This is a genomic window from Streptomyces sp. NPDC002520, assembly GCF_053595235.1.
On record NZ_JBSFXG010000001.1, the window covers coordinates 394609 to 416189 of the forward strand.

Genomic DNA, 21581 nt, shown 5'->3' on the forward strand with positions numbered 1-21581 from the left:
GGTGGTCTTGTGTCGGGCAGTCGGGCAGTCGGGCAGTCGGGCAGTCGGGCAGTTGGTCAGGTCGGTCGGGTCGGTCGGGTCGGTCAGTCGGTCTTCGGGGTTTCGGTCGGGGAGAAGACGAAGGAGAACCGGGCGGGCTCGGCCCGCAGGTAGTACTGGGGGAGCGGGCCGGGGCCGCAGGACTGGGAGCCGAGGCCGTGCTGGCCGTGGTCGAGGTTCACCCACACGGTGTCGCCGGGGCTGAGGTCGGTGCGGTGCCCGGCGGCGTCCAGTTGCTCGGTGGTCCAGCGGCGGGCGGTGAAGTAGAACTCCGGGTCGCCCTCGACGCGCAGGCCGCCCAGCTCGGCCCAGCGGACGTCGGCGCGGGCTCCGTTCTCCTGGGGACGGACGTACGGGGTCTGCAGGTCGTCCACGGTCGACTGCCAGAGGTCGGTCATGGAGGCCAGTGCGCTGTCCGGGTAGGCCTCGCCCGGCCCGCCGCCGTACCAGCGCACACGGTCGGCCGCGGACAATGCGAAGCGGATGCCGAGCCGGGGCAGTGGTACGCGCCAGTCGCCCTCCGGGGTGACGGACACGGTCAGCCGGAGACGGTCGCCGTCCGACGTCCAGCGGTACACCGTGGCCAGCCCGATCTCCGCGGCGGCCGGCGCCACCCGGGTGCGGACCGTCAGCGCGTCGTCGTCCAGGTCCACCGCGTCCAGACGGTGCCGCATACGGTGCAGGCCGAGTCCGCGCCACAGCAGGCCGTGGCGGAGGTCGGGCTGCCAGGGGGCGCCGTCGTCGTTGTCGGTCGTCGCCCGCCACACGTCCAGGCGCAGTCCGGTGACGTCCACCCCGCCGATCGTCCGCAGCGCGCCGGAGCGGGCGTCGAAGGACGCGGGGCCGAGCGTGATCCGGCCGTTCGCCGTGCCGGACACCGGCGCGGCCGTCGGCTCGAGCGACGGGGCCCGGCGTTGCGACACGGTGAACTGGCCCCAGGCGACGACGTGGTCCTTCGCCGCCCAGGGGGTGTCGGTCGCGAGCAGCGCCCGTACCGTCCAGAGAGCCTCGCCCTGCGGGGCCGTGACCGGCGGATCGGGCAGCTTCACCTCGGCCGACTCACCGGGTGCGAGCGCGGGGACCGTCAGGGCGCCCGTCCCGACCGTCTCCCCGTCCACCTGGTACGACCAGGTGAAGGCCAGCGCCGACAGGTCGGCGAAGTCGTACTTGTTGGTGACCCGGACCGTGCCGCCGACGCCCACGCCCTCGATCGTGACCGGCTCGATCACCTTCTTGAACTCGATCAGCCCGGGGGAGGGCTGCCGGTCCGGGAAGAGCAGGCCGTCGCAGACGAAGTTGCCGTCGTGCAGTTCCTCGCCGAAGTCGCCGCCGTAGGCGTGGCCGTACCGCTCGTCCTCGATGCCGTGGTCGATCCACTCCCAGACGAATCCGCCCTGGAGCCGGTCGTACGACTCGAAGATCCGCTGGTAGTCGGCGAGTCCACCGGGGCCGTTGCCCATGGCGTGGGCGTACTCGCAGAGGATGAAGGGGAGTTCGCGGCGCTTGTGGGTGCCGCCGTCCTGGCGCCTGCCGATGCGCGCGACCTCGGCGTGGTCGGCGTACATGCGTGAGTACATGTCCGTGTCACGGCAGTCGATGTCGCCCTCGTAGTGCACGAGCCGCGCCGGGTCACGGTCGTGGATCCACTCGGCCATCGCGGTCAGGCCGCGGCCGGTGCCGGCCTCGTTGCCGAGGGACCAGATGACGACCGAGGGGTGGTTCTTGTCCCGCTCGACCATCCTGGCGGCGCGGTCGAGGAGGGCCGGGGTCCAGCGGTCGTCGTCGACGGGGTTGTCCCGCCAGCCCTGCTCGGTGAAGCCGTGGGTCTCCAGATCGCACTCGTCCATCACCCACAGGCCCAGCTCGTCGCACAGGTCGAGGAAGGCGGGGTGCGGCGGGTAGTGGGAGGTGCGGACGGCGTTGATGTTGTGCCGCTTCATCAGGGTCACGTCCTCGCGCATGGTCGCGAGGTCCAGCGCGCGGCCCTTCCGCGGGTGCCATTCGTGCCGGTTGACGCCCTTGAGGAGGACGGCCTTCCCGTTGACCTTGATCAGGCCGTCCGACAGCTCCACCGTGCGGAAGCCGATGCGCAGCGGGATCCGCTCGCCCTCGGTGGCCAGTACGCCGTCGTACAGCCTCGGCGTCTCGGCCGACCACGGCTCGACCGGCACGGTCACCGACTCACCGGTCGCGATGTCGGCACCGAGGCCGGGGACGGTCACCCGGCCGTCCACGTCGGAGTCGACGCGCAGGGTGCCGGTGCCGGTGACGTGGTCGTAGGAGGCGTGCACGAAGTAGTCGAGGGCGCAGCCGGCCGGGCGGTGCAGCAGGGTGACGTCACGGAAGATGCCCGGCAGCCACCACTGGTCCTGGTCCTCCAGGTACGAGCCCGCCGACCACTGGTGGACCCGGACCGCCAGGACGTTGCCGGCGGGCTTCAGCAGATGGCCGACCGCGAACTCGTGCGGCAGCCGGGAGCCCTTGAACTCGCCGAGGTCGGTGCCGTTCAGCCACACGCGGGCGCAGGACTCCACGCCGTCGAAGCGGAGCACCGCCCCGCCGTCCGAGAGGTCCGGCCAGTCGCCGGGCAGGTCGAAGACGCGCAGGTGGTCGCCGGTCGGGTTCTCCGTCGGGACGCGGGGCGGGTCCACGGGGAAGGGGAAGCGGTGGTTGGTGTAGATCGGGGAACCGTGGCCCTGCAGGACCCAGTGCCCGGGGACCGGCACCTCGGCCCAGCCGTCGGCGTCGTACCCCTCCTGCGCGAAGGAGTCGTCCTCGGCGTCGGCCGTGCCGGACAGCCGCAGGCGCCAGTCGCCGTTCAGGGAGAGGGCCTTGGCGTCCGAGGACGCGTACCAGGCCCGGGGCGGCAGCGCCCCGCTGCCCGGGGAGACGTCCTCGACGTAGTCGGTGGTGGTCAGGGAAGCCATCGGTCTCCTAGCTCAGCACGAGGGAACAGCGATGTACGGCTCTGCCGCCCCGCCGCGCGCGGGTGGCCGGCGGGTGGCGCGGCGTTCGGACCGGTCCGCTGCCCGGCGGACCGCAGGACCCCCTCCAGCGCGAAGGTGGCCGCGCCGAGGGACACGGGGTCGGTGGGAATCGGGGAGAGGACGATCTCGGTGGCGGCCAGGGGACGGCCGAGCGCGCGCCGGGCGACGGCCGCACGGACCTCCCGGAGCAGCGGCTCGCCCAGCCGGGCCGCCACCCAGCTGCTGAGAACGACCACTTCGGGGTTGAGGAGGTTGATCAGGTCGGAGATCGCGGCGCCCAGGTAACGGGCGGTGTCCCGGAGCACGTCGAGCGCCACCGGGTCGTTCGCGGCCACGGCCCCGGCCAGCGCGTCGATCGTGGCCGTCTGGTTCCCGGGGTGCAACAGCGGGGATCGCGGGCTGAGTTCGCGCAGGTTCTGCATGATGCCCGGCGCGCCGACGTACGTCTCCACGCACCCCCGATCGCCGCAGTGGCAGGGCCGGCCGTCCAGCACGAGTGTGGTGTGCCCCCACTCGCCCGCGCTGTTGCTCACACCCCGGTGCAGGCCGCCGCCGAGCGCCAGCCCCGCGCCGACACCGGTGCCCAGGTTCACCACCACGGCGTCCGTACGGCCCCGCGCGGCCCCGAACCACAGCTCGGCCACCGTGCAGGCGCGCAGCGGATTGTCCAAGTAGAGGGGATACGGCAGATGTTCACCGAGCAGGTCGAGCAACGGGACGTCGCGCCAGTTCCAGTTGGCCGCGTACTCCACGACCTCGGTGTCCCGGTCCACCTGGCCCGGCATGCTGACACCGACCCCCAGCACTCGGGTCGCCGCCCCGGCCTCCGCCCGCGCGACCACCGAGCCGACGGCGGCGACGACCTGGCCGGCCACCTGCTCCGGGCGGCTCGCGCCGGGCCGCACCTCCTCCTCGGCGCGGGCCAGCACGTTCAGCGACAGGTCGAACAGCTCGGCATGGACGTACGTCTCCGCGATGTCGACACCGATCAGCGCGCCCCCGGACGTGTCGACGGCGACCAGGCCCCGGGGGCGGCCCCCGGAGGAGTCCTCGAAGCCGACCTCGGTGATCAGCCGCAGGCCCAGCAGCTCGCCGACGAGCGTGGCGACCGTGGCCAGGCTCAGTCCGGTGGCCGCCGCCAGCTCCTGCCGGGAGGTGGGCGACACGGCGATGATCTGGCGCAGCACCTCGTAGCGGTTCGCGGTGCGGATGTCCCGTGAGGTGCGCTTCACGGAGCTGCCCTCCCAACCCCTCCTGCGGCGGCCGGTGCGTCAGGAGCACCGGCCGGCGCCAGGCTAGGGCCAGGGGGGACTTTCGACAAGGGGTTACGAAAGGGGGTGGAAAAAGCGGGGGAGGAAACCCGGGGAAGCCGGGGGAAACCCGGGGAAGCCTGGGGAAGCCAGGAGGAGCCGGGCGTGCCGGGGAGGGGGCCGGGATGAAGGAGCTGGGGCGGGGCAGCGCGGCCGAGTGCGGCCAGGCGCGGGCAGGCGTCAGTCGCCGAGGATGTCCCGGACGAACGCGTTGGTGAACGTGCCGGTGGGGTCGAGGGTGCCGGCCAGGGCCCGGAAGTCGGTCAGGCGTGCGTAGCGCCGACGGACGGCCGCCGCCGGCATCGCGAACACCTTGCCCCAGTGCGGGCGGGGATCGAAGGCGTCCAACGCCTCCTCGACCCGGCGCACCACCGGGAGCACCGCCGCCGCGTCCGCGACCCAGGTGAAGTGCACCGCGACCGAGTCGCGGCCGTGGGCCGGGCTGAGCCACTGCGGGTCCGCGGCGACCGTACGCACCTCGCAGGTCTGCAGCACACCGGCGATCGTGGGCCGGATGCCGTCGAGCGCACGCAGCACATCGAGGGCGGTCGACCGGGGCATCAGATACTCCGACTGCAACTCCGCCCCGCTGCTCGGAGTGAACTCCGCCCGGAAGTGCGGCAGTCGCTCGTGCCAGGGCCCCGGTACCCCGAACTGAGCGGTGCAGTTCACCCCGGGCATCCCCGGCACCGGGTGCACCGCCTCGGCCGCCGGCTCGGCCCACGGGAAGTCCACCGGCGCCTGGTCGGTGCGCCGCTTCACCCACACGTGCCGGAAGCCGGGCTCCCGCCAGTCGGTGAACAGACTCACGCTGTACGCCGCCCCCGCCACCCTCTCGTAGTCCAGCCCGGCGAGCGGCAGTTCGGTGAACACGTGCTGCTCGACCTCGTACGACGGCTCCAGGTCGAGCGTGAGCGCGGTGACCACGCCGAGCGCGCCGAGCGAGGTGACGGCCCCGTCGAAGCGGGCGTCGCCGCGGGCGATCGTCACCGTCGAGCCGTCCGCCGTGACCAGTTCCACCTCCCGCACCGCCGCCGCGAGCGGTCCGTTGCCGACCCCCGAGCCGTGCGTGCCGGTGGCCACGGAGCCCGCCACCGAGATGTGCGGCAGCGAGGCCATGTTGGGCAGGGCGAGGCCGTGCGCGTGGAGGGTGCGGCCGAGTTCCGCGTACCGGACGCCGCCCGAGACGCGTGCCGTACGGGCCGCGGTGTCCACGTCGACGACCGGCGCAAGAGCGGCGAGCGACAGCAGCACGCCCTCACCGCCCGGATCCGCGATGCGGTTGAACGAGTGGCCGCTGCCCAGCACCCGCACCTTCGCACTGCCGGCCACCAGGGCCCTGAGCGCGTCGAGGGAGTCCGGCCGGTGGAACTCCCCGGCCGTGTAAGTGATGTTGCGCGCCCAGTTGGTGACCGCCTGCGGCGAATCCGTCATCGCTGTCGTCCTTCCCGGAGAGTGCGTCCGCGTTGACCCTCTCATCCGCGGCGACCTACGGTGGAGACCGGTTGCCGTCCCGTACGTCCGGAGCCGTCGCGAGCGCCGTTTCCGAGTCGCCGTGAGCGCCGTCTCCGAGTCGCCGCGAGCCGTGGCCGTGTCGCCGCGGGGCCGTTCCTCAGCGGTCCCGAGCGGTCCCTTGCAGTCCCGAGTTGGGGTCGGTGACATCGAGTACGGCGCTCAGGCGCCCGGTGCCGAGCTCGCCGAACCTCGCCGGCTCGGAGGGCAACGAACTGGCCCGGCTCGGGCGGACGGTGGTCGAGGAGGCCGGGCTCCTGGTGGCGGGCGACGGTCTCCGGCACGCAGTCGGCCTTGCGGATCTGGATCGGACGGCGTGAATCCGACGGATCGCGCAGGATCGGACGGCGGGACAGCGGATCGCGCAGGATCGGATGGGCGCGGATTTCGTTGATCAATTGCCGCCGATAAAGCGTTTTCGCAAATTCATGGCTCTCTGACTGCGCTTTCAGTAGATTGACCGGCCATGACCTCAGACGCCCTCCCCTCGCAGCTCCCCGAGACCGACCTCACCCGGCACCGTCGCCTGCGCGAGCAGGGCAGCCGGGAGCGGGCCGATCTCGAGGCGATCCTGGACGCCGGGTTCGTCTGCCACCTGGGTGTGGTGGTCGAGGGGCGGCCGCTGGTCGTGCCGACCGTGTACGGCCGCGACGAGCGGCAGCTGTACCTCCACGGGTCCGTGGCGAGCCGCAGTCTCGCGGGCGGCGTTCCCGTCTGCGTCACCGTCACGCACGTCGACGCACTGGTGCTGGCCCGGTCGGTCTTCGAGCACGGGGTGAACTACCGCAGCGCCGTGATCCACGGCGAGGCCCGCAAAGTCACCGACCCGGAGGAGAAGCTGGCGGGCCTGCGCCGGCTCACCGAGCACGCCACGCCCGGTCAATGGTCGTACGCCCGCCTGCCGAACCGTAAGGAACTCGCCGCCACCACCCTCCTCGCCCTCTCCCTGGAAGAGGCCTCGGTCAAGATCCGCACCGGCGCCCCCGAGGACGGCGACGGACCCGACGCCGAGCTGGGGCTGTGGGCCGGGACCCTGCCGCTGACCACCGTCTGGGGCACCCCCGTGGCCGACCCGGTGCTGCCGCCGGACGTTCCGGTTCCGGGACACATCGCGCGGCGAGAGGGGACCCGCCACGGCTGACGCGCGGGCGGGGGCATACCGTGAGGAGCCGTACGCCTGAGCCGGGAGGAGAAACGGGATGGGCAGCCGTACCGCGCTGGTCGAGGATCTGATGGAGCGCTTCCCGCACGTGCCGAGGGAAGCCGTCTTCAAGGAGGACCTGCTCCGGGGCGGTGTCGCCTTCGACCCGTCCGCCCTGAGCGACAACGAGAGCGGTGAGGTCAAGCCGAAGTCGTACTTCATCTTCTCCTTCGACCACGGCACCCTGCCGGAACTGGGCGAGGCCGCGCTGCGCCGGCCCCCGGAGGAGATCATCCTCACGGGCGGCCCGTACGACCTGCGCCGTACGGTGGTCTCCGTACGGGTGAATCCGGCCTCGCCGTACCGGGTCGCCGCCGACGACGAGGGGCTGCTCGGCCTCTACCTCGACGGGAAGCGGATCGCCGACGTCGGTGTGCCGCCGATGCCCGAGTACTACCGCCACACCCTCTCCAACGGGAAGTCCGTCATGGAGGTCGCCCCCACCATCCAGTGGGGCTACCTGATCTACCTGACCGTCTTCCGGGTCTGCCAGTACTTCGGCGCCAAGGAGGAGTGCCAGTACTGCGACATCAACCACAACTGGCGCCAGCACAAGGCGGCCGGGCGCCCGTACACCGGTGTGAAGGACGTCGAGGAGGTCCTCGAGGCCCTCGAGATCATCGACCGGTACGACACCCAGAAGACGTCCACCGCCTACACCCTCACCGGCGGCGCCATCACCAAGACCGTCGCCGGGCGGGACGAGGCCGACTTCTACGGCCACTACGCCAAGGCCATCGAGGAGCGCTTCCCGGGCCGCTGGATCGGCAAGGTCGTCGCGCAGGCGCTGCCCAAGGACGACGTGCAGCGGTTCAAGGACTACGGCGTGCAGATCTACCACCCCAACTTCGAGGTGTGGGACCGCCGGCTGTTCGAGCTGTACTGCCCCGGCAAGGAGCGCTACGTCGGCCGGGACGAGTGGCACAAGCGGATCCTCGACTCGGCGGAGATCTTCGGCGCGCGCAACGTGATCCCCAACTTCGTGGCGGGCGTGGAGATGGCCGAGCCGTTCGGCTTCACCACCGTCGACGAGGCCATCGCCTCCACGACCGAGGGCCTGCGCTTCTTCATGTCGCAGGGCATCACCCCCCGCTTCACCACCTGGTGCCCCGAGCCCACCACCCCGCTCGGCAAGGCCAACCCGCAGGGCGCGCCGCTGGAGTACCACATCCGTCTGCTGGAGGCCTACCGGTCGACGATGGAGGACTTCGGCCTCTCCTCCCCGCCCGGCTACGGCCCGCCCGGCCCCGGCCGCGCGGTGTTCTCCGTCAGCTCCTTCATGGACAGTCTGCCCGCCGAGGAGCCGGCGGAGGTCTGAGCCGGCGGAGGTCTGAGCCGGCGGAGGTCTGAGCCGGCGGAGGTCTGAGCCGGCGCGAGCCGGCGAGGCGTCGGACAGAGAACCGCCGGCACATTGAACACCGGGACGCCCGCGTCCGTACTCCACGCCGGAGTTGCGGGCCGGGCGTTTCGCGGTCACGCCCAGCGACGAGCGGTCACCGTATTCGCAGATGCCGCTTGTCAGTTGTGTGGATGACGTGAAAGGCTCCTGCCCGCCGCGAGGTCTCCCCTCAACTCCCATTGTTCTGTGGCGAGTTGACCTCGCTCGTGGATGCAGGAGTCCCATGCCCGACCTGCCGGCCCCTCAGGACGCCACCGAGTCCGCGCTGTTCTCCGAGTGCTGGGACGCGGTGCTCTCCTACGCCGACCTGTGCACCGCCGGCTCCCTGGCGGCGCACCAGCTGGCGACCGAGGCCTTCACGGCCGGTATGCGCGAGGTGCGCGCCGCGGGCTCGTCCTTACGCGGTCCGGGCCGGCGCTCCGCACGGCTGCCGATGATCCCGGAACTGCTCACCGCCGTCCGTGCCACGGCCGCCGCGTGGGAGGCCGACGGCCAGGGCGACAAGCTCGACCCCGACCTCAGGCTGTGGCTCAACTCGGGCAAGGCGGCCCGTTACACCGGACCTCCCCTGCAGCGCCCGATCGCCCTGCGCGGCCTCAGGGACATGCAGGAGGCGGACGCCTCACTGCTCTGGCTCGCCGAGGTGGAGGCGCTGCCCCTGCCCACCGTGGCCCGCCGCCTGGGCCTGGACCCGGACACCGCCGCCGAGGAACTCGACCAGGTCCGCGTGCTGTTCCGCGACCGCTGCCAGCGCGCCCACCGCGACACCCCGATGGACGCGCGGTGCCGCAGCTACGCCCGCCTGCTGGACGGGGTCACCCGCTCGCCCGCCGCCGACACGCCCGAGGACCTCTCCCGGCACCTCGCCACGTGCGTGCGGTGCGCCGAGGCGGCCGCCTGCCTGCGTCTGCACGGTGGCGGCCTGCCCGCGGCGCTGGCCGGCGGGGTCATCGGCTGGGGCGGCCTCGCCTATCTGGAACGCCGGCGCCGCGCCGCCGAGGTCCGCCTCGGCGCGGACGGCCCCACGCCGGGCGGCACCGGTGATTCCGAGGAGAACGCGGGCCGCCACCGCGTCCTGCGCGGCGGGCTGCTCGCCGCCGCCGTCCTGCTGTCCGCGCTGGCACTCGGCGTCTCGATGATGCCGTTCGACGGCTCCGGCGAGGACCGGGCCGCCGCCCACGACGACCGGCAGACGGTCGCCGACCCCGGCACTCTCACCTCCGGCACCGCATCCGGTCCCGCCCCCTCGGCCCCGTCGTCCGGCCCCTCCCTCGCCCCCTCCGCGACCCGTACGGGGGGCCGAACCCGCGAAAGGAACCCGGAGCCCGCACCCCAGGGCACCTCCGCCGAGACTCCCACCTCCACCCCCACCCCTGGCCGCTCGGCCTCCTCCGCCACCACCTGCCGGGTCTCCTACCACCTGGACAGTGAGTGGAGCACCGGTTTCCAGGCCTCCCTGACGGTCACCACCGACGAGGCACTCACCGACTGGCAGGTCGGCTGGACCTTCCGCGACGGCCAGGAGGTCGGCCGGATGTGGGACGCGGCCGCCCGTCAGGACGGCGCCCGTGTCACCGCCGCCGCCCGCGACTACAACAAGTCCGTGGCCGCCCACTCGGCCTTCACCTTCGGGTTCGTCGGCACGTGGCGGGACGGAAACCGGGCGCCTTCCGACTTCGCGCTCAACGGGAGTCCTTGCACGACGAGTTGACGTGGTCCCGCGAGGTGACGCGGTCCCGCGAGGTGACTCGGTCAGGGCCTGGCGAATTCGCCGCGCCGGACGGCCTCGACGAAGAACTCCCACGAGTGATCCACGAAGTCGATCACCGGACCCCCGGGCACCTTCGAGTCACGAATCGGGGCCCGTTCCGGCGGGGGGGGGGGAACATGATTTCGACGCAGCCGTTGTCGGCGCCGCTGTAACTGCTCTTGCGCCACACCCGTATCGGCTCGGTCACGACTCCTGGTCCTCCTGGTCAACGGTGCCGGATCGCTCCGGCGTCGAGTGAACTGCTTCCGCGGCCGCCTCGCCCGCCGCCCGGCAGGCCAGCGTGTCCGGGTGATCGTCTCCCAGCACACGGGCACAGACGGCGAGCGTACGCGCGGCCAGTTCCCTCGCCTCGTCCGAGCGCCCCATTCCGCACAGGATCCGGGACAGCACGATCTCGACGGAGAGGGTGTGCGGATGCTCCGGACCGAGGACCTGCTGCCGCACCGCACGTACCGTCCGCGCCGCCTCCAGCGCCTCCTGCCATCGGCCGAGATGGGACAGGACGTCCGCGAGGCGCTGCCGCGCGGCGAGCGTACGCGGGTGATCGGGCCCCAGGACGCGCTCGCTGCCCTCCAGGGTGGCGCGGGTGTGGGTCTCCGCCTCGTCCCACTCCCCGGTGCCGGCGAGCACCCACGCCAGCGCGATCCGGCTCAGGAGCGTGTGGGGGTGATCGGCGCCCAGCGCCCGCTCGCTGACCGTCAGGTTCTCCGCTGCCAGCCGGCGGGCCTCGGACCAGCGCTTCTGCTGCCCGATCGCCTCGGCCAGCCTTCCTCGGCTGTCGATCGTGTCCGGGTGCGCGGGGCCGAGGACCGCCGCGCGGCCTTCTGCCGCCCGGCCCATGTACTCCTCGTCCTCCGCCCACCGGCCCAGGCCGTACAGGGCGATGCCCAGGGCGTGGGCGCTGTCCAGGGTGTCCGGATGATCAACGCCCAGCAGGTCCTCCCGGGCCCGCAACGTCGCCCGGTGCAACTCGGCCGCCTCGTCGAAGCGGCCGAGGGCCGCTAGCGCGCGCCCGCGCTCGTGCCGGTCGGTCAGCGCGTCCTCGGCATCCGGGTCGCGCGCGACCCGGACCGCGTCGTCGGCGAGCGCCCGCGCGGTGGGGAAGTCCCCGCGTACGAACGCCTGGTCACGCAGGTCGCGCACGATGGACAACGCCGCCTCTGTGGCGGTCCCGGCGCGCAGCGCGGCGGCATGCCCGAGCAGGGCGGAGGCGTGCGGCGTGAACAACCGCAGGGTGTGCGTGTCGACGTAGTGGCCGGGGGCCGTCGACAGGAGCCGCCGCAGCAGATCGGCGGCGGCCTCCAGCACCAGGGTTCGCTGGTCGGCCGGCATGCGTGCCGCGACCGTCTCCAGAAGCAGCGGGTGGGCCTGCACGCTGCGGACGTCGGCACGTCCTGACCCGGCCGGCGCGTCCAGGATCGAGACCAGGGAATGCGAGACGAGCCGTTCCAGAGCGAGGTTCGCGCGATCGCCGGTCAGCGGGGGACAGGCATCGGGCAGCCCTGTGCCGTCGATACCGGCCGGAGCGAGAACACCCACCGGCAGGGGCGCCGAAGCGAAGCACGACAGCAGCCTGAGCAGTGTCGTCGACTCGGGCACACCCTGTTCGGAGAGCGCGTCGAGGGAGACCTGCCAGGTGCTGGTGATCAGTCGGCGCAGTTCCTGCTCGCCGGGCGCCGCCCCGCGGTCGAGGAGCGCCGGGTCGGAGTCGAGGCGCTTCAGGTACTCGTCCACGGAGACCGCCTCCAGGAGTTGTCGGCCCAGGTAGGCGCCGGAGAGAGACAGCGCGAGCGGATGACAGCCGAGCCGCCGTGCCAGCAGCTCCAGCTTCGCCACGTCCTTCGTGCTGACCGCGAGATCCCGAAGGACGTCCACGGCATGGGAGAGGTCCAGGACGTCCAGGCGATGGGTGGCACCGCGGCGCCACTCGGGGGCGTCCCGGTGCCGGGTCGTGACCAGCACGACGCCGCGTCTGCTCGACCGCAGCCAGGCACCGTGCCGGAACAGCGAGGGGTCGTCCGCGTTGTCGAGGACAAGGAACCAGGGCTCGGGCGAGCGGTCCAGGTAATGCCAGACCAGATCCGCGTCCGCGCGACGACCTTCCCGGGCGGCGTCGACCTCGCGCTGCGTGGCACCGCGATCGTGGGCCACGGCCAGCATCCCGGACCTGAACGACGAACTGTCACAGGCGTTGACCCACAGGCCCACGACGCCGTGGCCGGACATCGCCTCGTCGAACACCGTCTGGGCCAGCGCCGTCTTTCCGCTCCCGGCCATGCCGTGCACGACGTGCAGCCCGCTCGCCGCCGTCGCCGGATCGCGGATGTCCCGCAGGAGGGCCTCTCGTACGTCGACGCGGTCACGGAAGGGCGAACCGAGCGGAGTGACCAGGGGAGTACGCACCGACTCGGGGCTCGACCACACCAACCCCGCACCCGGCGACGGCCGTTCGTCCTGGTGGACGGAGTACTCCACGATGATCTGGTGGCCGGCGGCCTGGTAGACGCGACCGCTTCCGTCGGCGACGGCCCGCAGGACCTGATCCGCTCGCGAAGTGCCCGGACCCTCCGTCATCGCTCGATGATGCGCTGGTCGCGGCCGGCTTGATAGATCCGCGCGCTCCCCGACGCGTGTGCCTCCAACCGCACCGAGGGAACGGGAGGTTGCTCGTCCTTCGGCAGGGACGCCCGAGCCTGTGCCAGGACCTCCTCGAGCTCCCGTGCGACGGACGGATCCGCGGCCAGCAGCCGCCGCAACCTGCGGCGCCAGTCCCGCTCCAGGTCGTCGGCCCCGGCCGAGTCGCCCTCGCGCAGGGCCCCGAGAATCTCCTCGCGCGTCTCCTCCAGCGCCGTGTCGACCTCGTCGGCCTGCGCGGGGCGAACCCGACGCCACAGTGCCACCACGCCCTCACGCGTCCGCTGCCACGCGTCGGTGGCCATCAACGCCACGACGGTCGTTCCCGCGGTCTGCGCCAGCACTTCCGGATCCATGCCCGCTTCCCCCGCACCTCTCGACATGTGACGACGATGATAGGCAGCCACGCGCCGCCCGAGCAGCCCATCCGCCGCCTCGATGCCCGGGTGGCCCGCATCTTGGCCGAAACGCATGTGTGGCACCCGGTGGGCCGCGCCTCTTTATTCCCTTTTATTCAGTGGCCCGGCACATGTCGACACGCAGGTCCCGGACATACCGGCCCGAATTCTTCATTTCCGCCGGCCGTATATCCGTCGATGATCAGGCAGTGTCCCGCGCCGGCCCGGCGCGCTCTCGTTACGCAATCTGGTAGACCACGTGAAGCTACGGGTATATCGAGAGGAGAGGGGGATCCCGGAGGGATCGCACCTTCGTCGAGCGGGTGATGAGCGGGTGATGAGAATGAAGAACGCAGCCTTGCGGGGCGCCGGTCTTGTGGTCGCGGCTTCCTGCTGTATCGCGCTTGGTGCTCGGGGCGCATCAGCGAGTGAAGCAGGTCCTTTGTCGAATAAACCGCGGATGACTCCCGCGAAGTCGGTAACTCAATGCTATGCGATGCGCGGTAACCCGCAGATGATCCTGTGCTACAGGAATTCATGGAAGGCCGAGTACAGACACGGCGACATGGTTTATGTCCCTGTTCTCATTCAGGTTCCCACGCCTTCGCATCCGCCGTCTGTGATCACCGTCAACAGTCTGCACGACATTCGTCCGAGCAGCACGAGTCCGGACGACGGCCCCGGCGGCGGTCGCACCGGGTAGCGGCAGTGATGCGTCTGACGCAATGCCGTAGGCCCATCGGCGGTCCGCAAAGGACAGTTGGACGCTTGTGCCCGGTCGGACCGGAAGCCACCGTGGCGTCGTCACACGGTCGCCCAACGGCAGTTCATGGATGCGTACGGGTCCGGGACGATCCAGAGCCGGACCCCTACGCCGGCTTGTTCAACTGACCGTTCCCCCGTGCCGGCCGACAGGAGCTCAGGCCTGAACTCGACGTCAGCCCGGGAAGGTCTTTTGGGCTCGCGCCTCAAGTTCACAGGCGACGGCCTCGGCGGCCTGGATGAAACCGGCGGCGGCGTCACTGAGCGGCCGATTGCGATGCCAGGCGATGCCGATCAACCGGGGGCTGACCCTCGCAAGCTCAAGGACCCGTATGCCTGGGATGTATGGGTCCACCGCCATTCGGGGAACAAACGCGACCCCATAGTTCTGCGCGGCCAGGCTGAGCAACGTCGCGGTGCTGTTACTGCGGAACACCACCCGGTCCGCGTAGCCGGGGCGGCCCAGCCGCGACTCCATGGAGTGCACGGGACGCAGGTTGGCGTACGTCGTCAGCGCAACGTCCGGGTGGTCATCGAGGACGACCGGTTCAACAGCGTGAGCCATCGGTGAGCCCTCGGCCACAACGAGGACATAGGGGTCCTCGAGGAGCTCCCGCGACGCGAAGGGGCCCTCGATCAGCGGGAAGACGACGAAGGTCAGGTCGAGGTCGTCTCGCTGGACCTGATCGAGCAGGTCCCCGTCGTCGGGTAGCTCGGTGAGCTCCACTTGGATCTTGGGAAAACCCTGCCTGAAGCGCGCGAGGGCAGGGGGCAGAAGATGGGCGCCCACGCTCTCGTAGCAGCCGACGCGCAGGATCCCGGCCGTGCCGTCAGAAAGCGCCGCGACGTCGGCTGCGAGCCGTTGCAGGGTCGTGGTGAGGGCATCCGCGTGCTGCATCAGCACCCGGCCGGCGGGCGTGAGCGACAGGGACCTGCCGCCGGGGGAGCGGTTCACGACCTGGTGGTTGATCAGTTTCTCCAGCCGGACGATCTGCTGGCTGACCGCCGATTGCGTGTAGCCGAGTGAGTCCGCAGCGGCGGTGAAGGATCCCGTGCGCACCACCTCTGCGAGCGTCACGAAGTGACGGATGTCCAAGCGCGCCCAGAGTTGTGTCACCGTAGCCCCCATAAGCAAACGGAATGTTAAGTAGAAAATAACCACGCTTGTCGTGATGGGCCAGGGGCGGGAACCTCTTCGCACACCAAGTTCTCCCTTTGGAAGGAAGCGCGATGACCGAGTCGCAGCAGACCACACGCGCGTCGCAGGTGATTGACCTCGACCGCTACCCGATCGACCGTCTGGACAGCCCCAAGGGCAAGGCCCTGGTGGAGTTCTGCCGGGCATCCCTGGCCTTCGAAGGTGCCTGCCAGTTGCCCGGATTCATCCGGCCGGCGGCCGTGGAGCGGCTTGTGGCGGAGGCGGTCGCCAGGCGCGATCAGGCATACCGCACCGACGCCAAGCACAACGTCTACTTCGAGGCCGTCCCGGAGACCTCCGCGCCCGATGACCCGCAGTCGATGCTCCAGCACTCCTCGAAGTCCGCGATCGCCTGGGACCTCATCGGCGCCGACTCGGCCCTGCGGATCGCCTACGAGTGGGATGCCCTCACCAACTTTCTCGGCCAGGCCCTCGACACGCCCGAGTTCTACCGATATGCCGACCCGTTGGGTGCCGCATCGCTGATGATCTTCGCCGAAGGTGACGAACTCGGCTGGCACTTCGACCGCTCGCCGTTCGCGGTCACGCTCATGCTCCAGCCGGCCACCGAGGGCGGTGCCTACGAGTACCACCACCGCCTGCGCCGCCCCGACGACGAGAACAGGGCGGGCGTCGTCGCCGCACTGGAGGATGAGCAGCCCGGCCGGATCACACTCCCGAACGAGCCCGGCACGCTGAGCCTGTTCCGCGGCCAGTACTCCCTGCACCGGGTGACCCCTGTGCAGGGCGACACCACCCGTATCAACGCTGTGCTCGCCTACTCCACGAAGCCTGACGACAAGATGAACACGCTGACCCAGGAGCTCTTTTACGGCCGCAGCTCCTGACCGTGCCATGCGTGCCCGCACGTCGACAGCCGTGAAGAGTCCCCATCGCCCGACCAAGGATCAGCGCTCTCCCCGTCGTCCCGGACAGGCAAGCGCTGAGGATCCGCACACTCCTCGAGATCGCGTACGAAGACCGGGGGTCGTCGTACCAGAGGAAGTGTGGGGGCGGGGCGAGCGGGCCCATGAGCGGCTGTCGGCGACGGCACTTCTGCGAGCAGGTCATCACGTCCCGGGCGGGAGACGTCCGCTGAGGGACTCAAGGAGACGCTGCGCGCCCACCAGGGTGCCGACGCCGTCGGCACCCCACATCAGAGCTGTCGGGAGTCATACATGCCAATGGATGCGCAGGCGACACGCGACCACATAGCAAGGGATCCCTCGGGCACCGCCCCGACGGAACCGATGACCACGTTCCATCTTCGGGTAACGGCCACCACCTTCGGTGCGAACTTCTCCGACGGCTATGCCCTCGGCATCATCGGCGCGGTCCTGCCCGTGCTCAGCACGACCATGCACCTGTCCGGCGTCTGGCAGGGACTGCTCGGCGCCTCCGCGTTGATCGGACTGTTCTTCGGCAGCATCGTGCTCGGGCGGGTGGCGGACACGGTCGGGCGCCAGAAGCTGTATCTGTACAACTTCGCACTGATCGCGATCGCCTCCGCCGCCCAGTTCTGGGCGCACGACCCGCTGGTCCTCTTCCTGCTCCGGCTGGTGATCGGCTTCGGCCTGGGGGCGGACTACGCCGTCGGCCCGACCCTGCTGGCGGAGTTCGCCCCGCGCCGGCTGCGCGGCGTCCTGCTCGGCTCGCTCACCGTGCTGTGGACCGTCGGCTACGTACTGGCCAACATCCTGGGCACCTACATCCCGATCACCGACAGCGCCGCCCACTGGCTGCTGGCCAGCGGGGCACTGCCCGCTCTGCTGGTGCTGCTGCTGCGGATCGGAATCCCGGAGTCCCCGAGCTGGCTGGCCGCCCGCGGCCGTGCCGCCGAGGCAGCGCAGATCCGCCGCAAGTACCTCGGGCAGTCCGAGGCCACCGCCGAGGCCGCGCAGACGGCGGCCGCCGAGCAACCGCCCGCCGCCCGCTACCGTGACCTCTTCGCCCGCGGCCAGGCGGCCAAGACCTGGTTCGGCGCGGCCTTCTTCAGCGCCCAGGTGCTTCCGTACTTCGCGATCTACACCTTCATGTCGCTGATCCTGAGCACCATCCACATCTCCGACGCCGACACCCAGAACCTGGCGCTCAACCTGGCCCTGCTGCTGGGCGGCGTCATCGGCCTGTGGCCGGTGCAGCGGATGGGCCGCCGGCCGTTCACCATCGGCACCTTCGCTGTCCTCACCGTCTGCCTGGCGGCCATGGCCGTACTCAGCGACGCCTCCGGCTGGGTGCTCATGATCCCGTTCCTCGTCTACACGTTCGTGATGGCGGGGGCGTCCAACATCACCCAGGTCTACCCGCCCGAACTCTTCCCCACCGCGCTGCGCGGCTCCGGCGTCGGCTTTCTCAACGGCATCAGCCGCGTCGCCTCGGCGGTGGGCACCTTCGTCCTGCCGGTCAGCCTCAGCCGCCTCGGCGTCGGCTGGTCGATGGGCTGGTTGGCGCTGGTGCTGCTGCTCGGCACGATCGTCAGCCTGACCTGGGCACCTGAAACCCGCGACACCCTCACCGCCGAGGGCTGGCACCACTGATGACGAACCCTCACCTCACACTCGACGGGCACTCGCTCAGCGCCGCCCAAGTCTCCTCCCTGGCCCGAGGCCAGGCCCAGCCCGTGCTGGACGCCAAGGCCCGCGAGCGGGTGCGGGATGCCCGGCGGATCGCCGAGCGGGTCACCGCCCGCCGCCGGGTCTACGGCTACACCACTGGTGTGGGCGCCAACCGGACGGCGACCGTTCCGGACGACGCGGTGGACGCTTTCGGGATGCGACTGCTGCGCAGCCACAGCGGCGGAATCGGCCCGGTGGTGCCGGACGACCAGACCCGGGCGATGCTCACGGTCCGGTTGAACCAGCTGCTGCGCGGCGGGGCGGCGGTCGACGTCGCCGTAGTGGACCGCATCGCCGAGGCACTCACCCGCGGTCACCTGCCCACTGTGCACGCCTTGGGCGCGATCGGGACCGGGGACCTCTCCGCGCTCGGTGAGCTCGGCCTCACCCTGGCCGGCGAGCTGCCCTGGCGAGGCGGCTCCGGGCCCGCCTGCGCACCGTTGAAGCTGACCCGTTGGGACGCCCTGCCCCTGATGTCCAGTGGCGCACTGACCATCGGCCAGTCCGCGCTCGCCGCCACCGATCTGGGACATCTGCTGGACCGGGTGCCGCTGGTCGCCGCAATGACCCTGACCGCGCTGCGCGGCTCCACCGAGCCGTACGCCACGTATGTGCACGACCTCCGCCCGCACGCGGGCGCGCAGCTGCTCGCGGCGCGGATGCGTGAGCTGCTGGCCGCGGCGGACTGGGACTCGCCCCTGGTACAGGATCCCTTCGGTCTGCGCTGCCTGCCGCAGGTGCACGGCACGGCACTGGACGCCTGGTCCGCGCTGGACCAGGTGCTCTTCGTGGAGATCAACGCCGCCGTGGAGAACCCGCTGCTCGACGCCGACGCGGAGGACTACCACCACCACGGTGGTTTCCACCTGGCCCGGCTGGGGCTGGCCCTCGACCAGTTCCGGCTGGGACTGCTGGGCACCGCGGAGCTCTCCACGACCCGGCTCGGCATCCTGCTCGAACCGGCCTTCACCGGGCTGCCGCCCTTCCTTGCCGAGAGTGAGGACGGCAGCAGCGGCCTCATGATCACCGAGTACGCGGCGCAGTCCGCGTTGGCCGAGCTGCGCGGCGCGGCACAGCCGGTGACTCTCGGCCATGCGGTCATATCGCGCGGGGTGGAGGAACATGCGAGCTTCGCCTCCGCCGGCGCCCGGCGGTTGCTGGAGTCGGCGGAGCACTTCGGCCTCGTACTGGCCTGTGAACTCGTGGCCGCGGTTCGCGCACTGCGGATGCGCGGGCTCGTTCCAGCCGGCGACGGCGAACTGCGGAGCTTTTACGAAGGCGTAGCGGAGCGGCTCGACTCATCCGTCGCCGACCGCAATCTCACCGAAGACATTCACGAGGCAGCCGCGTTACTGGCCGCCAGTTGACCCAATGCCTCACGAGCCGGAGCACCGCGACAGCACAACTCACAGGCTCCCGCCCGGTTCACGCGCCGTTGCCGAGCGGGGACCGGCCTTCGGGACGTAGCTCAACACCCCTTGAGCGGCGTGTCCCGAAGGCCGGATCAATGAGGTCTTCGACGGCGGCACGGCCGCCGTCGTCACCCCTGTCGACCGCCTCGTGAGCAGCTACGAGTAACTAGTCCAAGGCACCGGCGAGGCCGCTGACCCGGTTGCCCGGAGCATCCGCCGCACGCTGCGGGACGCGCAGGCCGGGCGCGCGGAGGACCTCACGACCGGATGAAGCGTCTCGCCTGACGCTGCCGACCGCTGCGCAGACTCGTCCCGCACAACCCATCGATCCACCCACACTGATGAGGAGCCTCATGCCGCAAACAGTCAAGGGAGTCGTCTCCCGAGCCAAGGGCGAACCCGTCGAGTTGGTCGACATCGTGGTGCCTGACCCCGGCCCAGGGGAGGCGGTCGTCGACATCACCGCCTGCGGTGTCTGCCACACTGACCTGCACTACCGCGAGGGTGGCATCAGCGATGACTTCCCCTTCCTCCTGGGCCACGAGGCCGCCGGCGTGGTCTCCGCAGTGGGTGAGGGCGTCGTCGACGTCGCCGTAGGCGACACCGTGGTGCTGAACTGGCGAGCGGTGTGCGGTCAATGCCGCGCCTGCAAGCGTGGGGAGCCGCACTACTGCTTCGACACCCGCAACGCCGCCCAGCCCATGACCCTGACTGACGGGACCCCGCTGTCGCCGGCGCTGGGTATCGGCGCCTTCTGTGAGAAGACCTTGGTGCACTCCGGGCAGTGCACCAAGGTCGACGCCGCCGCCGACCCCGCGGTCGCCGGGCTGCTGGGCTGCGGGGTGATGGCCGGGATCGGCGCAGCGGTCAACACCGCCCCCGTCCGGCGAGGGCAGACCGTGGCCGTCATCGGCTGCGGCGGGGTGGGCTGCGCCGCTGTTGCCGGGTCTGTCCTGGCCGGGGCGCGGCGCGTCATCGCCGTCGACCTCGACGACAAGAAGCTGGGCTGGGCCAGCGATCTGGGGGCCACGCACACGATCAACTCCGCCGGCATGGACGAGGGCGCGGTGGTAGCCGCCATCCAGGGCCTGACCGGCGGGTTCGGCGCCGACGTGGTCATCGACGCCGTGGGACGGCCCGAGACCTGGCGGCAGGCCTTCTACGCCCGCGACCTGGCCGGCACGGTCGTCCTGGTCGGGGTGCCCACCCCGGAGACGGAGCTTCAGCTGCCGCTGCTGGACGTCTTCGGACGCGGCGGAGCGCTGAAGTCCTCCTGGTACGGCGATTGCCTGCCGGAGCGGGACTTCCCCATACTGATCGATCTCTACCTGCAGGGGCGGCTCGGCCTGGACGCGTTCGTCTCCGAGACCATCACCCTGGACCAAGTGGAGGAGGCGTTCGCCAAGATGCACCGCGGCGAGGTGCTGCGCTCGGTGGTGCGGTGATGGCGGCGGCACCGGGAGCGGGGAGGGCGCGCATCGACCGCCTCATCACCTTCGGCACCTTCTGACGGCGACACCAGGGAGGTCGACGACAACGTCTGGCTGGCCGGCGACGACCACGAGGCCGTCGTCCGGGCGCGGGATCTTGAGCATGTCCCGCTGTGCGTGCGGCGTGAATCGCGTGATGTACCCCACGGGGTCAGCCCTGATTGGCGCGCAGCAAGGCGGCCGTCTCTTCGAGCGAGACCGAAAGGGAGCCTTCGCGCCGCAGTCAGGCTCGCGCGAAGGCTCCCAGGGCCAAAAGCAGTCCCCGGTAGTGCTGCACGTGTCCTGACGCTTCAGTCGTCACTGTCGCCTCGGTATCGCGCCGGCTTGCCGGGGGCTTGAGCCACATCCTGTCCAAGTCACTCCGTCGGCTAGACGTCCTCGTCGACTTTGTGGCTCTTTCGGTGTTATGGCCTGGTAATCAGGATGTACCGGATATATCAAATGTCAATAGGTTTTGGGTAAATTTTTCATCTCCAGGGGGTGTCGGTCGGGCCGCACCCCTCATCTGGCGAACCGACCGGTGACAGCGCCCCCGGAGCGTCATGGCTCGATCGGACCGGGACTGCCTTCGTGCTCAGGTCACCGCAGTCGTCAACCACGGCCATCGGGTGAGTCCGGCTGTCCGCCGCCGGTCCGTCGGCCCCGCTCCGCCGCAGGTCAAAACGTTCCTGATCACTCCTGACCCCCTGACGGACATGTGGAAATCGGGTGGGCCGGGCACCGGTATCCGGCGGTGCCCTCAGGTCTGCGGCAGACTTACGAAACCTTGCCCAGCAAGATCGCTGGTGTCCTGCACAACCCGCTTCGCGGCAGCTCCGTTGTGTGGAGGCGACGCGGAGCGAGAATTCGATGG

The 21581-nt window shown here is 70.8% G+C and carries 15 protein-coding genes and 1 pseudogene; 9 read left to right on the forward strand and 7 right to left on the reverse strand.

Annotated elements, in window-relative coordinates:
• Positions 1-83: 83 nt before the first annotated feature.
• The 3 genes from ACWD5D_RS01565 to ACWD5D_RS01575 form a co-directional block, all read right to left on the reverse strand.
• Complete coding sequence (locus ACWD5D_RS01565; protein ID WP_451370755.1) at positions 84-2966, reverse strand: glycoside hydrolase family 2 TIM barrel-domain containing protein; 2883 nt, start codon at positions 2964-2966, stop codon at positions 84-86.
• Positions 2954-4258, reverse strand: coding sequence for an ROK family protein (locus ACWD5D_RS01570; RefSeq protein ID WP_451370756.1), 1305 nt, complete (start codon positions 4256-4258; stop codon positions 2954-2956). The genes ACWD5D_RS01565 and ACWD5D_RS01570 overlap by 13 nt, the downstream gene beginning before the upstream one ends.
• 258 nt (positions 4259-4516) lie before the next feature.
• A complete protein-coding gene (locus ACWD5D_RS01575) occupies positions 4517-5770 on the reverse strand; it encodes an FAD-binding protein (RefSeq protein WP_451370757.1) in 1254 nt (417 codons plus the stop codon).
• 251 nt (positions 5771-6021) lie between these two features.
• On the opposite strand from ACWD5D_RS01575, the gene ACWD5D_RS01580 reads away from it, so the two are divergent.
• The 4 genes from ACWD5D_RS01580 (at position 6022) to ACWD5D_RS01595 (ending at position 10159) form a co-directional block, all read left to right on the forward strand.
• Positions 6022-6168, forward strand: coding sequence for a hypothetical protein (locus tag ACWD5D_RS01580; protein WP_451370758.1), 147 nt, complete (start codon positions 6022-6024; stop codon positions 6166-6168).
• Between the two features lie 146 nt (positions 6169-6314).
• The gene (locus tag ACWD5D_RS01585) at positions 6315-6989 is read left to right on the forward strand and encodes a pyridoxamine 5'-phosphate oxidase family protein (protein WP_451370759.1); all 675 of its coding nucleotides are present in this window, start codon (positions 6315-6317) and stop codon (positions 6987-6989) included.
• Positions 6990-7047: 58 nt separating this feature from the next.
• On the forward strand, positions 7048-8367 hold the full coding sequence (locus tag ACWD5D_RS01590) for a radical SAM protein (protein ID WP_451370760.1): 1320 nt from the start codon (positions 7048-7050) through the stop codon (positions 8365-8367).
• A 304-nt stretch (positions 8368-8671) separates the two neighbouring features.
• Entirely contained in the window at positions 8672-10159 is a 1488-nt protein-coding gene (locus ACWD5D_RS01595; protein WP_451370761.1) for a cellulose binding domain-containing protein, read from the forward strand.
• Between the two features lie 112 nt (positions 10160-10271).
• Here ACWD5D_RS01595 and ACWD5D_RS01600 read toward each other — a convergent pair whose 3' ends face one another.
• The 4 genes from ACWD5D_RS01600 to ACWD5D_RS01615 form a co-directional block, all read right to left on the reverse strand.
• On the reverse strand, positions 10272-10406 hold the full coding sequence (locus ACWD5D_RS01600; protein ID WP_451370762.1) for a DUF397 domain-containing protein: 135 nt from the start codon (positions 10404-10406) through the stop codon (positions 10272-10274).
• Positions 10403-12793 (reverse strand): tetratricopeptide repeat protein, encoded by a 2391-nt coding sequence (locus ACWD5D_RS01605; protein WP_451370763.1) that lies wholly within the window; start codon positions 12791-12793, stop codon positions 10403-10405. Before ACWD5D_RS01605 ends, ACWD5D_RS01600 begins: the two co-directional genes overlap by 4 nt.
• Positions 12790-13209 (reverse strand): hypothetical protein, encoded by a 420-nt coding sequence (locus ACWD5D_RS01610; protein ID WP_451370764.1) that lies wholly within the window; start codon positions 13207-13209, stop codon positions 12790-12792. Before ACWD5D_RS01610 ends, ACWD5D_RS01605 begins: the two co-directional genes overlap by 4 nt.
• Before the next feature lie 979 nt (positions 13210-14188).
• The gene (locus tag ACWD5D_RS01615) at positions 14189-15109 is read right to left on the reverse strand and encodes a LysR family transcriptional regulator (RefSeq protein ID WP_451370765.1); all 921 of its coding nucleotides are present in this window, start codon (positions 15107-15109) and stop codon (positions 14189-14191) included.
• Between the two features lie 134 nt (positions 15110-15243).
• On the opposite strand from ACWD5D_RS01615, the gene ACWD5D_RS01620 reads away from it, so the two are divergent.
• The 5 genes and pseudogenes from ACWD5D_RS01620 to ACWD5D_RS01640 all read left to right on the forward strand — a co-directional run.
• On the forward strand, positions 15244-16059 hold the full coding sequence (locus tag ACWD5D_RS01620; RefSeq protein WP_451370766.1) for a HalD/BesD family halogenase: 816 nt from the start codon (positions 15244-15246) through the stop codon (positions 16057-16059).
• Positions 16060-16461: 402 nt separating this feature from the next.
• A complete protein-coding gene (locus ACWD5D_RS01625) occupies positions 16462-17748 on the forward strand; it encodes an MFS transporter (RefSeq protein WP_451370767.1) in 1287 nt (428 codons plus the stop codon).
• Entirely contained in the window at positions 17748-19193 is a 1446-nt protein-coding gene (locus tag ACWD5D_RS01630; protein WP_451370768.1) for an aromatic amino acid ammonia-lyase, read from the forward strand. The genes ACWD5D_RS01625 and ACWD5D_RS01630 overlap by 1 nt, the downstream gene beginning before the upstream one ends.
• 398 nt (positions 19194-19591) lie before the next feature.
• A complete protein-coding gene (locus tag ACWD5D_RS01635; protein ID WP_451370769.1) occupies positions 19592-20683 on the forward strand; it encodes an S-(hydroxymethyl)mycothiol dehydrogenase in 1092 nt (363 codons plus the stop codon).
• Positions 20683-20812 (forward strand): annotated as a pseudogene (locus ACWD5D_RS01640) (MBL fold metallo-hydrolase); the annotation flags it as partial. The gene ACWD5D_RS01635 and the pseudogene ACWD5D_RS01640, both read left to right, overlap by 1 nt.
• Positions 20813-21581: the final 769 nt, after the last annotated feature.

Excerpts from the sequence above, each read along its gene's own strand:
- ACWD5D_RS01630 (WP_451370768.1), top strand. The coding sequence starts at position 17,748 with ATGACGAACCCTCACCTCACACTCGACGGGCACTCGCTCAGCGCCGCC.
- ACWD5D_RS01610 (WP_451370764.1), bottom strand. The coding sequence starts at position 13,209 with ATGGATCCGGAAGTGCTGGCGCAGACCGCGGGAACGACCGTCGTGGCG.
- ACWD5D_RS01595 (WP_451370761.1), top strand. The coding sequence starts at position 8,672 with ATGCCCGACCTGCCGGCCCCTCAGGACGCCACCGAGTCCGCGCTGTTC.
- ACWD5D_RS01585 (WP_451370759.1), top strand. The coding sequence starts at position 6,315 with ATGACCTCAGACGCCCTCCCCTCGCAGCTCCCCGAGACCGACCTCACC.
- ACWD5D_RS01605 (WP_451370763.1), bottom strand. The coding sequence starts at position 12,793 with ATGACGGAGGGTCCGGGCACTTCGCGAGCGGATCAGGTCCTGCGGGCC.
- ACWD5D_RS01575 (WP_451370757.1), bottom strand. The coding sequence starts at position 5,770 with ATGACGGATTCGCCGCAGGCGGTCACCAACTGGGCGCGCAACATCACT.
- ACWD5D_RS01635 (WP_451370769.1), top strand. The coding sequence starts at position 19,592 with ATGCCGCAAACAGTCAAGGGAGTCGTCTCCCGAGCCAAGGGCGAACCC.
- ACWD5D_RS01565 (WP_451370755.1), bottom strand. The coding sequence starts at position 2,966 with ATGGCTTCCCTGACCACCACCGACTACGTCGAGGACGTCTCCCCGGGC.
- ACWD5D_RS01590 (WP_451370760.1), top strand. The coding sequence starts at position 7,048 with ATGGGCAGCCGTACCGCGCTGGTCGAGGATCTGATGGAGCGCTTCCCG.
- ACWD5D_RS01620 (WP_451370766.1), top strand. The coding sequence starts at position 15,244 with ATGACCGAGTCGCAGCAGACCACACGCGCGTCGCAGGTGATTGACCTC.
- ACWD5D_RS01625 (WP_451370767.1), top strand. The coding sequence starts at position 16,462 with ATGACCACGTTCCATCTTCGGGTAACGGCCACCACCTTCGGTGCGAAC.